Source organism: Fibrella rubiginis, assembly GCF_017353185.1.
Lineage (GTDB): Bacteria > Bacteroidota > Bacteroidia > Cytophagales > Spirosomataceae > Fibrella > Fibrella rubiginis.
Window position 1 is genome coordinate 24,818 of the sequence record NZ_JAFMYV010000018.1, and the last position, 14,582, is coordinate 39,399.

Consider the following 14,582-nt stretch of genomic DNA (forward strand, 5'->3'; position numbering starts at 1 on the left):
GTTCGTAATTTCGTAGTAGCTAGATCTTGAACCACGTATAGCCCGTGTCTGAAGTAAAAATCAAAACCAAAGCCGATCCGTCGGTGAAGAGAAAATCGGCCGCCCGTGAGTGGTTCGACTCCATTTTATTTGCCGTAGTAGCCGCTACGCTCATCCGCTGGCTGTTTATGGAAGCCTTCACCATCCCTACGCCTTCGATGGAGCGGAGTCTGATGGTAGGTGATTTCCTGTTTGTAAGCAAATTTCATTACGGCACCCGCACCCCCAAAACACCCCTGCAGGTGCCACTAACGCACCAGAAAATATGGGGTACCGATATCCCATCGTACCTCGACTGGATTCAGTTGCCGCAGTACCGGCTCCCCGGTTTTTCGAGTGTGAAAAACGGCGACGTGGTGGTGTTCAACTATCCACCCGAAGACCAATACCCCACCGACCTGAAAACCAACTACATCAAACGGTGCATGGGCATTGCGGGCGACGTGCTGGAGGTGCGCCACCGGGCCGTATATGTTAACGGGAAAGCCGCCGAAGTACCGCCGTTTTCGCAGCAGACGTATTACATCTACACGAAGAAGACCGACCTCGACGATGCCTTCTTCCGGCAGTACGAGATTATCAACGATTATCGCCCCGAAACGGAATCGGTAAACTGGCAACCCCTACAGCAACTCAACGACTCAACAAAAACAAACGAACTGGTTGGTTATCAGGTGCGTACCACCGAAGACGTAGTAGCACAAATTAGAAAATATGACTGGTGCCGCGAGATCGTGGCCGCCGACGAACTGCCCCAGGCTACGCCATCACCCTATAACCAGCTTTACGGAAGCAAGCAGTTCAACTGGACTGTAGACAATTTCGGGCCGGTTACCATACCCAAAGAGGGGGCTACCGTTCAACTCGACAAAAAGAGCATTGCGCTCTACGGCCCGGTGATTCAAAAGTATGAGGGTAACAAAAACGTGGTGTTGACCGACTCTACGGTATCGGTCGACGGTAAGGCTATCACGAGCTATACCTTTAAGCAGGATTACTACTTCATGATGGGTGATAACCGCCACAACTCGCTCGATTCGCGGTATTGGGGTTTCGTTCCCTCCGACCACATTGTGGGCAAAGCGGTATTTATCTGGATGTCAATTGACCCCAATCCTGCCAATGCCGCCAACAAAATTCGCTGGAACCGGCTGTTTAGTGTAGTCAAGTAGGGGCGGTCCCTCGTGGTCGCCCGCCTTCGGACACGATAGTGGCCGCAAACAAAAAGAGTATCTTCTAACAACCAGATAAATTGTTAGAGGATACTCTTTTTGTTTGCGGCCACTATCGTGTCCGAAAGGGACCGACCCTACTCTTCCGCGTGCAGCCAGGCTTTCTTGGCGAGCAGGGTTTCTTCGTCTTCTTCGTGTTCTGGATCGGGCACACAGCAGTCGACAGGGCAAACGGCGGCGCACTGTGGCTCTTCGTGAAAACCTTTACACTCCGTGCACTTATCGGTCACGATATAATAAAACTCATTCGACACCGGCGCCTGAGGGGCTTTGCCCGTCACGACCGTACCGTCGCCAAAATCCACTTCGCTGAGGGAAGTTCCGCCACCCCACGTCCACTCCACACCACCTTCGTAGATAGCTGTGTTAGGACATTCGGGTTCGCAGGCACCACAGTTGATGCACTCCTCGGTAATCATGATAGCCATAATCAGGTCAAGTTAGCTGGCAAACACCGGCACATGTTAAACAGGTAACAAATATAATTATTTTTAGTTGGGCTCGGTGCTAAAAAGTTTGCAGAAAGCAACGGCAGCAGGCGGTAGTTTACGCCAAGCAGCTACGGCCCAGCTACTGCCTACGGCTACTGCTTATTGCTATTCCTTCACTGCCCATTGCCACTACTTTCCTCTTCCAGCCGCCGCTTTTCTTCTTTTTCACGACGGCGTTGTTCGCGGCGTTCCTGCCGTAACTGCTTGCGGGTTTTCACCGTGTCGGTCGGCGCAGGTGCATCGGCGGGACGGTCGGCACTGGGGCGGGCAGTGGGAGCCTCCTGAGTTGGTTCGGCGGTGGGCTTATCGTCGTCACGGTTGCCGTTGAAAAGCTGTTTGAACAGGTCGTCCATGCCATCACCATCGGCCGGGTCAGTACCCAGACTGTCAGCTTCAGCACCGGGAATTGGCGCTACCTGCTGACGCAGACCTTCGCGCAGACGTACGTCGTAGAAACCATACGCGCCGCTATCAGGCTGAGTAAGACCACGTTTGGCCATAATACGACCAATGATCCTGAAGTATCCACGCACGTTGCGTACCTGAAGCGATCCGTCGGGCTGGAAATAGGATAGCGCCTTTTTGGGGCTGGGAATGACAAATGCCAGGAAAATGCTTTCGCCCAGATTCAGTTCGGCGGGGGTTTTGTCGAAATAATAACGGGCTGCTTCACCAATACCATAAACGTTTCTGCCCCATTCGATGATGTTGAGGTATACCTCATACATACGCTCTTTGGGTACAAGCCGCCCGTTTTCAATCAGCCACACGATCAGGATTTCTTCGACCTTGCGCGACAGTGTTTTGTTGCGGTTCAGGAACACGTTCTTCACCAATTGCATCGACACCGTGCTCGCCCCGCGCTTGAATGCGCCAGCCTTATAGTTGGTAGCAATAGACACGCGAAACGCCTTTTCATTAAAGCCTTTATGCGTGAAAAAATTGTAATCTTCCGAGGTGAGGACCGCGTTGCGCAGATCGGGTGCGATGTAATCGAGGGGGGTATAGTCGGGATTGTTGCTGCCTACCGAGATGTCCCGCACGGGTTTATCTTTCTCGTAGGGCGTGTAGACGAAGGGCCGGTTAATCTGCGTGAAGTCAGTGCGGCCCATGCGTAGAATCTTAAACCCATTGGAGGTCAGCCCCGAATTGAATTTCACCGAATCGGGCAATGCCGTGTCGAAATTGAAGGTGAGGTCATATCGTAGTTTACCCGCTACCTTGATGCCATCCAGCGAGGCAAATAAACCCGTGGGGAATGAGTTGAACAGCGCCTGCGCGTCGAGGTTATCGGTATGCAGTTGCACATCAATCACTTTGCCGGTGCCAGCTTTGGTATTGGGCAGGGTATACTTCACAAACGGACGGGCTTTTACCTCGCCCAGATACAGGGTCGAGCTACTATCAATGCCCACATAATTTTCGCCCACAAACAGGTTGGCGTCCATAGCCGCCCGGCGAACGATCACATCAGACGGCGACAGGGCGGGGTGGTTCAGGCGCAGGTTACGCACCGACCCCGCCCCTTCCAGCCGGAATTCGCCCCCCGACCGGTCAACGTCGCGTAGTTCGGCGTGCAACGTATCGGCCTGTGCTTTCAGTTTAAAACGCTTCTCCAGATAACTGACTTCCAGCGGCTTACCATCAGCGTAAAGATTCAAATTATATTCTTTGTCTGACGGCGACGCTGTGCCCGCCACATGCCACATGGCTTCATTGCGATTCAGCCGGATAGTCGACGATACTTGTTCATTATCAATCTTGAACACGTCGGCCAGAAGCGTGATCTGATTGTCGTTATCGATCAGCCGCAGGTCGAGATTCTGCACGTCGAGGTCATCAGGAATCTTGGTCAGCAGGTTGTTAATCAGTTTCTCGGCTACGTCCGACAGGTCCGTGCGGCGGTCTGTACGGGTAGAGTCCGTGCGGCGGCGTTTAAGAATCGTGTCGAGATTGGTAAGTGAGTCGCGTTTCACCACCTGCACAAAACCATCGCGCAAGGTCAGGTTAGACAGGGCCACGTTGCCAAGTATCAGGGGCCATATACGTACGCCAACAGATACATTGTTGAGCCGCACCAGACTATCGCGATCCTGCGGCACGACCGATATATTGGTGAGGGCCAGTTCGGTGAGGCCGGTAAATTTGACTGAGCCAATACCCACCGTAAGGGCATAGTCGCGTTTGGCCTTTTTCACGGCCTTATCGAGCACGAGGGTAAGTAATCGTTCGCGTTGTGAATACGCGACACTGGCCCCAATGGCACCAAGCAGCGCCAGGGTCAGTAGCGTCCAGCCCGTATAGCGCAGGACCTTGCGTTTGTTAATTGGCATTGTGTGACTTACTAAGCGGGCAAAAATACGGATTTCAACAGGGTAACAGGTTTTTTAAGCCGGATTGATTCAAGGGGGAAACAGGTTTTGGGCAGGATTTCAGGATTTGCATCGGTCCGGATACCTGTTTCTATGTCATCAACAAAAAAGGTATTGTCTGCAGGCGGTCAGCCCCAAACAATACCCTCAAGGCAATCAGTTAGTTATGTAAGTTTATCGACCGCCCAGTGGAAACAGATAGCCGACCGATAATTGTCCAACCGTTGGCTTACCCGGCACGTTACCAAACTCGGTAACACCGCTGTTATCGCCTAGTGCATAGTAACCGCGTGCTTCAACGGTAAACTTACCCGGCCCCATTGGAAAACCCATGCCGATGCCCAGGGCACCACCGTAGCCAAGCGATGTAGTCTGTGCATCAACGGCGTAGGTGCCGTAGGGGCCAACGTTGACGAAGAAGCGCGGACGGCCCTGCTGCCCAAACTGAAACTTGACCAGCAACGGAACAACCAAGCTGCTCACCGAGACGTTGTCGGTCTTGAGCGTCCCAGGGTTGAGCACTTTTGTGTAATCCTGGTTGAAGTTGATCTCTGGCTGAAACGCAATGCCACCCCGCCCAAAAAGAAACACGATGCCGCCGTGGAAACCGTAAGTTGGGTCAATGCTGATGCCCGTAGGTTGATCAAGCAACGTATTATAATTACCCCCTGCACGAACGCCAATGTGCATTCTGGCTTCAGAACCAGCGTTTTCTATTCCATAACGATTTGGCGGACGGGTAACCGTTTCGGTGGTGCTTGCACTGTCGGCTGGCATTACGCCAACATCGGTGGGTTTAGCATTCCTGCCCCTGCGGTTTCGCCGGTCGTTTTTTCCCGCCGACGTTTCAATGGTAGCGGGCTTGGCCTTTACGCCATGTAATTCATCATACATCTCCTGCTTTTTGACCGGGTCCATTGGCTCATTGGTGGCCGCCGTGCTGGGAAATTCAATGGGGGCAGTGGTGGTCGACTGGTAGCGAGTCAGGGTGGTTGACTGCGGTTTGGCAGGTGTTTTTTTAACGGTAGTGGTCGTGGACTTGCGGGTAGTAGTAGCCGACTTGGTGGTAGCCGACTTCTTTTTAGCCGACGTTTTCTGCTGGGCATAACCCATCGTGATCGTAAAAAGCAATGCCAGGGCGACGAAGAGTGCTCTCATATGTCGATGTGGGTTTTTAGTTGAAACAAAGTTGTCCTATTCCGTCAGGAGTTACTACGTGATTTGAGGAAACGGCCTAAAATAACAGAATCAACGAGCAGCAATTCGTGCAAAAGTTTAAACAAGCTTCGCGCTAAGTGATTTAGTTAAGATAAAGCAAATCTCACTATATGACGACTGAACATCCAAAAACGGCTTTTATAACGGGTGCAAATAAGGGCATTGGCTTTGAAGTGGCCCGTCAGTTGGCTAAACGTGGTTTCGCCGTTTTTATTGGTGCACGCGACGTAGCCAAAGGCCGTGCTGCTTCCCAATCGCTCTGCGAAGAAGGCTACGAATCCACGTTCATTGCCCTCGATGTGACCGATCCGGTGAGCATCAAACAGGCGGTAGGTACGTTTTCGCAAAAAGCCAGCCACCTCGACGTACTCGTTAACAACGCGGCAATTCTGGAAGACCACGGCGAAAACATCATGAAGCTAAATCCAGAAATGCTGGACAGAACATTGAAAACCAACGTAACAGGTGCAATTATGGTAACGCAGGATTTCTTGCCTTACCTACAACAGAGCGAGCGTGGCGCCCGCATCGTGAATGTGTCGAGCGAGGCTGGCGCATTGTCATCAATGGCCACCTACGCCCCTGCCTACAGTATTTCTAAAACAGCCCTCAACGCGGTTACACGTCAGTTTGCGGCGGCACTCACCAGTCCGCGCATTGCCGTCAATTCTGTTTGTCCCGGCTGGGTTCGCACCGACATGGGTGGTCCTGGTGCCTCGCGCTCCGTAGAACAGGGTGCCGAAACCATCGTCTGGCTCGCTACCGACGCCCCCGCCACCGAAACCGGCAAGTTTTGGCAGGACAAGAAAGAGATAGGGTGGTGAAGGAATTTACGAGCGGTCCGCCGCCGCGGTTACAAGGTACGAATTACGATTTTTGCTGACGCCAGCGTACTGACGCGTCAGCAAAAATCGTAATTCGTACCTTGTGACCGCGGCGGCGGACCGCTCGTAAATCATAACATGTCTCACCTTCTCCTTCCCGTTCTATTTGTGGTTGGCCTGATCTATGCTTCAGTGGGGCATGGTGGGGCTAGTGGCTACATTGTAGCCATGACGCTGCTGGGCGTGGCACCCGAACAGATAAAGCCAACGGCCTTGCTGCTCAACCTGTTCGTGTCGTCGGTGGCGTTTTTTCAGTACTACCGGGCGGGGCATTTCCGTTGGGCTACATTCTGGCCGTTTGCCATCAGCAGTGTGCCCCTGGCCTTTGTGGGTGCCCGCCTCCCCCTCTCCGACACACTTTATAAACAACTGCTGGCTGGCTGTCTGCTGCTGCTGATCGTGCGCCTGATCTGGTCAACAAAAGCCAACGAAGAAGCACAAAAGCCAATTCCGCCCGCCGTGGGCTTGCTGGTGGGTGGCGCGGTGGGGCTACTGTCGGGTATGCTGGGCATTGGTGGGGGCATCATCCTCAGCCCGTTGCTACTCATTTTCAACTGGGCCACCATTCGGCAAACGGCTGCCACCTCGGCCCTGTTCATCTTCGTCAACTCGGTGTCGGGCCTGGTGGGGCTACTTACCAAAGGTTACAGCCCCGCCCCGGAACAATATACCTGGATTGCGGCGGCGTTTGCGGGCGGACTCGTGGGCGGATACCTGGGCAGCCACCGATTTAGCGTGCCACTTTTGCGGTATGTGCTGGCCCTGGGCGTGGCCGTGGCTTGCGTGAAGCTGCTGATCTGAGCTACGGTCTGCCACCCACAAACGGGGGAACTAAAGGCCCAACGATGGGTTTATGGCAATGAATCGAATACTAAAAACGACATAAACAAAGTACGATTATGGCAGCAGGAACACATGCAATTGAAGCCACTGACGCGAACTTCAACGACCTCATCAACTCAGACATTCCCGTACTGGTTGACTTCTGGGCGGAGTGGTGCGGCCCCTGTAAAATGATTGGCCCCGTAGTGGAGCAATTGGCCGCTGAATATGAAGGTCAGGCCGTTGTTGCCAAAATGGATGTTGACCAGAACTCACAGGTGCCCGGTCAGTTCGGCATCCGTAGCATCCCAACGTTGATGGTCTTCAAAAATGGCCAGATGGTTGATAAAGTAATCGGCGCCGTACCTAAATCGGTGCTCGAGCAAAAATTGAAAGCCCAGCTTGTGCAAGCATAAACTGAGTTTACCGTTCAACGTCTAAGGTCCAAAGTTGGCTAGCGCAAGAATACTCATGCGCTAGCCAACTTTGGACCTTAGACGTTGAACTCACTTCAACCCGCCGAATAGAACACCCGCTTCACGCGTTCGCTGATGCCCGTCAGCACTTCATACGGGATCGTGTTCATTTGTTGGGCCAACGTAGTCACGGGCAGGTTCGGGCCAAAAATCTCCACGCGGTCGCCTTCGGCGGCGGATGCCCCGGTTACGTCGATCATGGTCATGTCCATGCAGACGTTACCCACCGTGGGACACAGTACCCCGTTCACCCACACCTGCCCCATCCCCTTACCCAGCCGCCGGTCGAAACCGTCGGCGTAGCCAATAGCCAGAGTGGCAATGCGGGCATCGTGGTCCAGTTCACCGCTTCGGCTGTAACCCACAGTTTCACCTGCTTTCACGGTTTTGATCTGGCTGATGGTGGTGCTCAACGTACCTACCGTCCGCACCCGGCTAGCCTCCAGCTGGCTGCTTTCCACGCCATAGAGGCCAATGCCCACCCGCACCATATCGAGGGTGTATTCGGGGAACCGCACAATGCCCGCCGAGTTGAGCAGGTGACGCACGGGCCGGTAGCCAAGGCCCGCTTCGAGTACCGCCACTGCCTGCCCGAACACCTCGGCCTGTTGCCGTGAAAAGTCATTGAACCGGGCTTCGTCGGCACCCACCAGATGACTAAATACCGTGGCCACGCGCCAGTTGGGATGTTGTTTCAAATAATCAACTACAGCGGGTATCTCTTCCGGCAAAAACCCCAGCCGGTGCATGCCCGTATCTATTTTTAAATGGAGGAAAGGGCGAGAGGGAGGAGCGGAGGAAAGAGAGAACGGAGGGAAGGAAGAAGAAGTGGATTTTGTCTCCTGTTCCTCCGTTCCTCCCTCCCTCCTTTCCTCCCCTTTGCCCATCCACTCCCGCAGCAACGCCATGCTGTAGATTTCCGGCTCTAAGTTGTTGTCGATCAACGTCTGAAATGTTTCCGGGGCGGGGTTCATCACCATGATCGGGAGCGTGATGCCCTGCTGCCGTAAAAAAACACCTTCATCGGCATAGGCCACGGCCAGGTAATCGATGCGGTGAAACTGGAGCAGCCGGGCCACTTCAGCGCTACCACTACCATAGGCAAAGGCCTTCACCATCACCATCAGCCGCGTTTGCGAACCCACTTTTTCGCGGTAATAATTCAGGTTGTGCGTCAACGCGTCGAGGTCGATATGGAGCACCGTGCCATGTACTTTTTCCTGCAGCCGGTTCACGATCCGTTCAAACGAAAACGCCCGCGCTCCCTTGATGAGCACGACACGCTCCTGGAGCGAATCTGTTGAAAACTGGGCCAGAAAAGCATCGGTATCCGGGTAAAAGCGGGCACCCTGACCAAAAAAACGAGCGTTTCGACTGATAACGGGACCGATACCTATTACCTGCGACACCCCCTGTTCGGCTAGCAACGTGCCAATGAACGCATAGAGATCGGCTTCGTCCTGCCCCGATTGCAACACGTCTGACAAAATCACGGTTTTTGGCAGGCAACTGCTTTGCTGCTTCTGAAAGTCGAGGGCCAGCCGCAACCCCGCCACATCGTTGTTATACGAATCGTCGATGAGTACGCAGCGGTTGATACCCTGCTTCAGTTCCAGCCGCATCTGTACGGGACGCAGCCGGGCCACCCGTTGGTTTAGGTCGTCGACAGCTACGTCTTTGAGTGACAGCAACGTAAGCAGCGCGTGGGTCAGGTTTTCTACGGAGGCCGCGTCGGTGAAGGGGGTTTGAATCGTCCATTCCCGGCTATCGGCCCGGCGTGTAAGCGTGAGTTGGTCACCCCGTAGTGTTGTCCAGAAGGCGGCTTCCGCATGTCCCTCCGCCGACCAGCCAATGTAGTGCGCTGCTGGGTTTACTGCCCGCAACATAATAGCAACCTCGTTGGCGACTACCTCGTTATCAAGGCAGTATACCAGCGTTTGCACCCGCGTAAACAGCCGTAATTTCTCCGCTACCTTCTGCCGGAGCGTCTTAAAACCCTCGTCGTGGGCCGTGCCGATGTTAGTCAAAATGCCGATGGTTGGCTGGATAATGGCCTCCAGGGCGGCCATTTCGTGGGGCCTGGAAATACCGGCCTCAAATACCCCGATGGTGGCCGCTGCCGTAAGCTGCCGCACCGATAAGGGCACCCCCACCTGCGAATTGTAGCTCTTGGGCGAACGGACTACCACAAAATCAGGCTGGGGAGAACCACCGCCTAGCAGTTGCGCCAGCCACTCTTTCACTATCGTTTTGCCGTTGCTACCCGTAATACCCACCACCGGAATGCTAAACTGCTGCCGGTGTTTTGCAGCCTCCTGCTGCATGAATGCCAGTACGTTGTCGACGACAATAAACTGAGCATCAACGTATTGGTCTGCATCCGCCACGGGTCGGTCTACCACAAACTGCCGGACACCCTGCGCGTAGAGATCACCAATGAACTGATGTCCATCGTGGTGATCGCCCCGGATAGCGAAAAACACACTTTGGCCAGGCACAAGCACCTGCCGCGAATCAGTAAGCCAGAAGGGATTCAGTTTCTTCATATCCACTTTTGCCGCCGGAAATAGACGACCATGCCAACGAAAATGGCCCCCATCAGACCCAACGCCCAGAAATAACCAGTCCGGGTGTGGAGCTCGGGCATGTTGTCGAAGTTCATACCGTAGATACCCGCAATGAAGGTCAGCGGCAGAAAAATTGACGACATCACCGTCAGCGTTTTCATCACCGAGTTCATCCGGTTGCTGGTGCTCGACAGATACACGTCGAGCAGGCCGGGGATGAGTTCACGGTAGGTATCGAGCGTGTCGATGATCTGGTTTATATGGTCGGCGAGGTCGCGGAGAAAGGGGTCAGTATGGTCTTTGATCAACACTGATTCTTCACGTTGCAGGGCGCTGAGCATGTCGCGCAGGGGCGACACGTAGCGGCGCATGATCGTGATTTCGCGCTTGAGGGCGTAGAGCATACTCAGCGTTTCGCGCCCGGCCAGTTCCTGCACAATACGATCCTCAACGGCGTCTAATTTCTCCCCAATGTTGTCGAGCACCACAAAGTAGTTATCCACCACCAGGTCCATCAGCGAATAGAGCAGGTAGTCGGGGCCATTGCGTCGTGTCTTGCCCGCCGAAGCTTTAATACGGGTCAAAACAGGCGTGAAAATGTCGCCGGTCCGCTCCTCCTGAAACGAAATCAGAAACGTTGGTCCCAGCACGAAACTGACGTGTTCGGCGTCTACCTCATGCTGCCGGGGGTCGTGGTGCAGCATTTTCATGGTCACGTAAATCACCGGCGAACTAACCCGGTCGTCGTCGTAAAACTCGACTTTGGGTTTCTGCTCGGTGTTCATCACATCTTCCAGCAACAGCGGGTGCAGCCTGAACTGATGCCCCAGGGTGGCCACCACGTTGGCTTCATGAATACCGTCAACATCGAGCCAGAGTACATGCGGCGTTCCGCCGTTGGGCAGTTGGCAGGCGCTCAACTTTCCGGAGTCGTCGACCTGGTAATCGGTTTCGTTATACTCAATCCGCTGAATATGCGTGGCGTGGTCTATTTCCTGTCCCACATACGTGAGCGTACCCGGCGAAGTGCCGACCTGGGTTTTATACGTTTTATTGCGGCGACGTGACAAGGGAAAATTCAGGTTTAAGGTTTCATGCCTAACGTTCAATATTGGCTTTCGCAGGTGTACTCCCACGAAAGCCAACATTGAACGTTAGGCATGAAACCTTAAACTCATTTTAGTTAAACCTAACGACTAAAAGCGTGTCGAACGGCCAAATATCGGGGATTACGGTATGGACCGGCTCATTTTTTACGCACTCTTATTTACCGCCGGGCTAAGCGCCTGTAGCAGCGGCAAAACGGCTTACCGGCGCGGTGATTATGCCGAAGCCGTTCAGAAAGCCAGCACGCGGCTGGCTCAGAAAAAAGGCTGGAGCAACCGGGGCCATGAACTCGCCATGCTGGTGCTGCAGCGGGCGTTTGTTCAGGGGTATAACAAACATCAGGAAGCTATTCGGCGGCTGACCAACGCGGCACGTCCCTACCGTTGGGAAGCCATTTTTACCGAATACAAAACCCTGCAAACCATGACCGACGAAGCCCACCGGACACTGGCAATTCGGCAGGCGGCGGGCACAGAGCCGACCTGGCTGGCACCCTACCCTACTGGTTATGAAAGTCAACTGGCCGAAACCCGCACCCTGGCCGCCGCCGAACGCTACGCCCTGGCGGAGGCCGCCTTTGCCCACCGGGAAACAGACCGATACGCCGCCCGCGAAGCCTATGAACAGTATGGACAAGCCCTGAACTGGGAACCCAACTACCTCGATGCCACTCAGAAACGATTAACCGTAGCGCCCTTCGCCATGCTGCGGGTATTGGTGGAGCCACCCACGCAAACCCGCGAACTAGACCCCGCCGATACCCATGAGCTAGGTCAGGCGGTCTTTGCCCATCTGGCACGCAACAGCACACCCGCCCCGTTTGTGCACCTCTACCAACCCGACCAGACCGAGGTAGATTCCGATGGCGAATACCGCCTTTTCGACGGGCAACCCATTGCTGAAACAGTGCAGTATCTGGTAGACAGGTACGTGCCCTATGATGAACGGCTGACAACGACAACGCAGGCTGTTGAGAGCAACAGCTTGTATAAAGTGGGGGAAAAGCGCATCAACGATTCCACCGTGGTCGACATCATGGAAAAGGTCAAAGGCGTCATCACGCTGCATACGCACCATATTGAGGCCCGGATGGTGGTGCAACTGCGCGCTATAGATACCCAAACTGATAAAGTAATCTGGACCGATACCGACTACATTACCCGCGACTGGACCGGTACCTGGGAAACCTTCACCGGCGACGACCGCGCTCTGAATGGCCATACCTTATTGACCCTGACGGGCACCCCGCCGTCGGCCAGGCGGTTATTCTTCGATCTGGTCAGCAGCGCGGGCGGTTCGGTGGTGAGCACGGTTCGGAAGCAATACAAAAAGCGGTAGGTTTGCCCTATGCAAACTGCTCTTGACCACCTGCGCCAGGACCCCGTTTTGGCCAACCTGATTGCCGTTACCGAAGCCCCCAAACCCGCCCACGCCCACGACGACATTCCCGAGCATGACCGGCTCTACGTAGCCCTGCTGGAAAGCATCGTGTCGCAGCAGATATCTACGAAAGCTGCCGACGCTATCTTCCGCCGCTTTCGGATGCTCTTCAGCCAAACCGCCGACGCCGAAGGCTACCCTACGCCCAAACAACTCGCCGAAGCCAGCGTGGAAGACCTCCGCACGGCCGGGTTATCGTTTCAGAAAATCAAGTACATGCACAGCGTAGCCGAATTCGCCCAGACCAACTCACTCGATTTCGATTATGTACAATCGCTTGATGATGAAGCTATTATTAATTACCTGACACCCATCAAAGGCGTTGGCCGGTGGACGGTTGAGATGCTGCTGATGTTTGTCCTCGACCGTCCCGATGTGTTTCCGGTCGACGATCTGGTGATTCGGCAGAAGATGGTGCGGGCCTATGAACTCACCGAAACGGGCCGTCCGCTTATTCGCCGCCTGCACGAAATTGCCCAGCCCTGGCAACCCTACCGCACCCTCGCTTGTCGGTATTTGTGGCGGTGGAAACCCTGAAAGGAAAGGAGGAAGGGAGGAAAGGGGGAAGGGAGGAAGGGGGCTGACGCATTAGCAATACGCTGGCGCCTGCCCCCTTCCTCCTTTCCTCCTTTCCTGCCTCCTCCTTTCCTTCCTATTCTACCAACTCCCCAAACAACCTGGCCAATGTTTCACTGGCATCGGTACACAGACCGGGGTGCACGGCTGAAGTTTGCACGACGGTGCTCCGCGTGGCGGTAAGCCAGCGAAACCGGGCGGCCATAGCAAGTTGACCGATAGGCCCGCCCGCGGCCCGGCCTGCGCAGATTTTGGTGAATGAATCCAGCCGGGTGTGTAATTCGGTCAGGTTTATTTCGGGCGAAAAAGCATCCAGCCGTTCTTGATTGAGCCTGTATACCGTTTGCAGGAAACCCTGTGCCGGGCAATATAGAATGACGCCGACATTCAGGAATTCTTCGCGCTCTACCCGTGGCACCACGCGAATCACCGCGTATTCAAATAAGTGCTTGTCGGGCATGGTTGGCTTCCTGAACAAAAATGTGAGAATGAGCTAGCCGGTCCTGCAAAAACTGCACGTATACCGCCCGCCGTTCTGCTGCGGGTTCCGCCGTGGGGTCGTTGGCATCAACCAGCCATTCGTCGGGCACCAGGGCCACAATTTCGGCGATGCGTTCGGGCGTTAATAACTGATGATAGTCAGCATCAACAGCCTCCAGATCAGTCGCCTGCAGAAGCAGCACGTGATCTTTCACCGGCACAAAAGGCCGTCGGCTTTGCTCCTGCCACGGTTGGCTGCTGTGATGAAAATACAACGATGCGCCGTGGTCAATCAGCCAGAGTTCCTTGTGCCAGATCAGCATATTGGTGTTGCGGGCCGTACGGTCAACGTTGGTCACCAGGCAGTCGAGCCACACAATCTGCGAGGCCAGCCGGGCCGGAACGGTGGTCACCAGCGGATCAAACGTGATAGCCCCGGAAAGATAATGGATACCCATATTCAGGCCGGCACTGGCTTTCAGCAGATCCTGAATTTCCTCGTCGGGTTCGGTGCGGCCAAAGGCTTCGTCGAGTTGGGCAAACACGATTTCGGGCATGCGCAGCCCCAGCGTTCGGGCCAGCTCACCCGCAATGAGTTCGGCCACAAGCGCCTTCAGTCCCTGCCCGGCCCCCCTGAACTTGAGCACATATAAAAAGCCGTCGTCGGCCTCGGCCAGTGCGGGCAGTGACCCGCCCTCACGCAGTGGCGTAACGTAGCGCGTGACCTGAACGGTACGGATGAGAGATTCAGTCATGGAGTAAAAATAATGAGCGATTGAGTGAATGAGCGAATAGTTTGGAACGGCTTTGCCGTGCGTATAAGAACGCTCGCGCAGCAGTCCAAGCTATTCGCTCATTCACTCAATCGCTCATTCACT

The 14,582-nt window shown here is 54.6% G+C and carries 13 protein-coding genes; 6 read left to right on the plus strand and 7 right to left on the minus strand.

The features are described from left to right. Positions 1 to 44 precede the first annotated feature (44 nt). Complete coding sequence (gene lepB, locus J2I47_RS25105) at positions 45 to 1,211, plus strand: signal peptidase I (RefSeq protein WP_207367381.1); 1,167 nt, start codon at positions 45 to 47, stop codon at positions 1,209 to 1,211. 137 nt (positions 1,212 to 1,348) lie between these two features. Here the strand turns inward: lepB and J2I47_RS25110 are convergent, their stop codons facing one another. The 3 genes from J2I47_RS25110 to J2I47_RS25120 form a co-directional block, all read right to left on the minus strand. Beyond that, positions 1,349 to 1,699, minus strand: a complete 351-nt coding sequence (locus tag J2I47_RS25110; protein ID WP_207367382.1) for a 4Fe-4S binding protein — start codon at positions 1,697 to 1,699, stop codon at positions 1,349 to 1,351. Positions 1,700 to 1,875: 176 nt separating this feature from the next. Beyond that, entirely contained in the window at positions 1,876 to 4,095 is a 2,220-nt protein-coding gene (locus tag J2I47_RS25115; RefSeq protein WP_207367383.1) for a transglycosylase domain-containing protein, read from the minus strand. Positions 4,096 to 4,308: 213 nt separating this feature from the next. Then, a complete protein-coding gene (locus J2I47_RS25120) occupies positions 4,309 to 5,292 on the minus strand; it encodes a porin family protein (RefSeq protein WP_207367384.1) in 984 nt (327 codons plus the stop codon). A gap of 170 nt (positions 5,293 to 5,462) precedes the next feature. On the opposite strand from J2I47_RS25120, the gene J2I47_RS25125 reads away from it, so the two are divergent. The 3 genes from J2I47_RS25125 (at position 5,463) to trxA (ending at position 7,474) form a co-directional block, all read left to right on the plus strand. Next, positions 5,463 to 6,176: an SDR family oxidoreductase gene (locus J2I47_RS25125; protein ID WP_207367385.1), complete on the plus strand. Its 714-nt coding sequence runs from the start codon at positions 5,463 to 5,465 to the stop codon at positions 6,174 to 6,176. A 138-nt stretch (positions 6,177 to 6,314) separates the two neighbouring features. Beyond that, positions 6,315 to 7,037 (plus strand): sulfite exporter TauE/SafE family protein, encoded by a 723-nt coding sequence (locus J2I47_RS25130; protein WP_207367386.1) that lies wholly within the window; start codon positions 6,315 to 6,317, stop codon positions 7,035 to 7,037. 98 nt (positions 7,038 to 7,135) lie between these two features. After that, entirely contained in the window at positions 7,136 to 7,474 is a 339-nt protein-coding gene (trxA, locus tag J2I47_RS25135; protein ID WP_207335581.1) for a thioredoxin, read from the plus strand. Between the two features lie 95 nt (positions 7,475 to 7,569). Here trxA and J2I47_RS25140 read toward each other — a convergent pair whose 3' ends face one another. Both J2I47_RS25140 and corA read right to left on the minus strand, forming a co-directional pair. Next, the gene (locus J2I47_RS25140) at positions 7,570 to 10,080 is read right to left on the minus strand and encodes a bifunctional UDP-N-acetylmuramoyl-tripeptide:D-alanyl-D-alanine ligase/alanine racemase (RefSeq protein ID WP_207367387.1); all 2,511 of its coding nucleotides are present in this window, start codon (positions 10,078 to 10,080) and stop codon (positions 7,570 to 7,572) included. Then, positions 10,077 to 11,171 (minus strand): magnesium/cobalt transporter CorA, encoded by a 1,095-nt coding sequence (gene corA / locus J2I47_RS25145; protein WP_229374936.1) that lies wholly within the window; start codon positions 11,169 to 11,171, stop codon positions 10,077 to 10,079. The genes J2I47_RS25140 and corA overlap by 4 nt, the downstream gene beginning before the upstream one ends. A gap of 166 nt (positions 11,172 to 11,337) precedes the next feature. Here corA and J2I47_RS25150 point away from each other — a divergent pair, with 166 nt between their 5' ends. Then, entirely contained in the window at positions 11,338 to 12,546 is a 1,209-nt protein-coding gene (locus tag J2I47_RS25150) for a hypothetical protein (protein WP_207367389.1), read from the plus strand. A gap of 9 nt (positions 12,547 to 12,555) precedes the next feature. Further along, the gene (locus J2I47_RS25155) at positions 12,556 to 13,185 is read left to right on the plus strand and encodes a DNA-3-methyladenine glycosylase family protein (RefSeq protein WP_207367390.1); all 630 of its coding nucleotides are present in this window, start codon (positions 12,556 to 12,558) and stop codon (positions 13,183 to 13,185) included. 115 nt (positions 13,186 to 13,300) lie between these two features. On the opposite strand, the gene J2I47_RS25160 is transcribed toward J2I47_RS25155, so the two are convergent. After that, positions 13,301 to 13,684 (minus strand): DUF3037 domain-containing protein, encoded by a 384-nt coding sequence (locus tag J2I47_RS25160; RefSeq protein WP_207367391.1) that lies wholly within the window; start codon positions 13,682 to 13,684, stop codon positions 13,301 to 13,303. After that, positions 13,662 to 14,459: a HipA family kinase gene (locus tag J2I47_RS25165; protein WP_207367392.1), complete on the minus strand. Its 798-nt coding sequence runs from the start codon at positions 14,457 to 14,459 to the stop codon at positions 13,662 to 13,664. The genes J2I47_RS25160 and J2I47_RS25165 overlap by 23 nt, the downstream gene beginning before the upstream one ends. Between the last annotated feature and the right edge of the window lie 123 nt (positions 14,460 to 14,582).

Excerpts from the sequence above, each read along its gene's own strand:
- J2I47_RS25120 (WP_207367384.1), bottom strand. The coding sequence starts at position 5,292 with ATGAGAGCACTCTTCGTCGCCCTGGCATTGCTTTTTACGATCACGATG.
- J2I47_RS25130 (WP_207367386.1), top strand. The coding sequence starts at position 6,315 with ATGTCTCACCTTCTCCTTCCCGTTCTATTTGTGGTTGGCCTGATCTAT.
- J2I47_RS25160 (WP_207367391.1), bottom strand. The coding sequence starts at position 13,684 with ATGCCCGACAAGCACTTATTTGAATACGCGGTGATTCGCGTGGTGCCA.
- J2I47_RS25155 (WP_207367390.1), top strand. The coding sequence starts at position 12,556 with ATGCAAACTGCTCTTGACCACCTGCGCCAGGACCCCGTTTTGGCCAAC.
- J2I47_RS25150 (WP_207367389.1), top strand. The coding sequence starts at position 11,338 with ATGGACCGGCTCATTTTTTACGCACTCTTATTTACCGCCGGGCTAAGC.
- J2I47_RS25110 (WP_207367382.1), bottom strand. The coding sequence starts at position 1,699 with ATGGCTATCATGATTACCGAGGAGTGCATCAACTGTGGTGCCTGCGAA.
- trxA (WP_207335581.1), top strand. The coding sequence starts at position 7,136 with ATGGCAGCAGGAACACATGCAATTGAAGCCACTGACGCGAACTTCAAC.
- J2I47_RS25115 (WP_207367383.1), bottom strand. The coding sequence starts at position 4,095 with ATGCCAATTAACAAACGCAAGGTCCTGCGCTATACGGGCTGGACGCTA.
- J2I47_RS25140 (WP_207367387.1), bottom strand. The coding sequence starts at position 10,080 with ATGAAGAAACTGAATCCCTTCTGGCTTACTGATTCGCGGCAGGTGCTT.
- J2I47_RS25165 (WP_207367392.1), bottom strand. The coding sequence starts at position 14,459 with ATGACTGAATCTCTCATCCGTACCGTTCAGGTCACGCGCTACGTTACG.
- J2I47_RS25125 (WP_207367385.1), top strand. The coding sequence starts at position 5,463 with ATGACGACTGAACATCCAAAAACGGCTTTTATAACGGGTGCAAATAAG.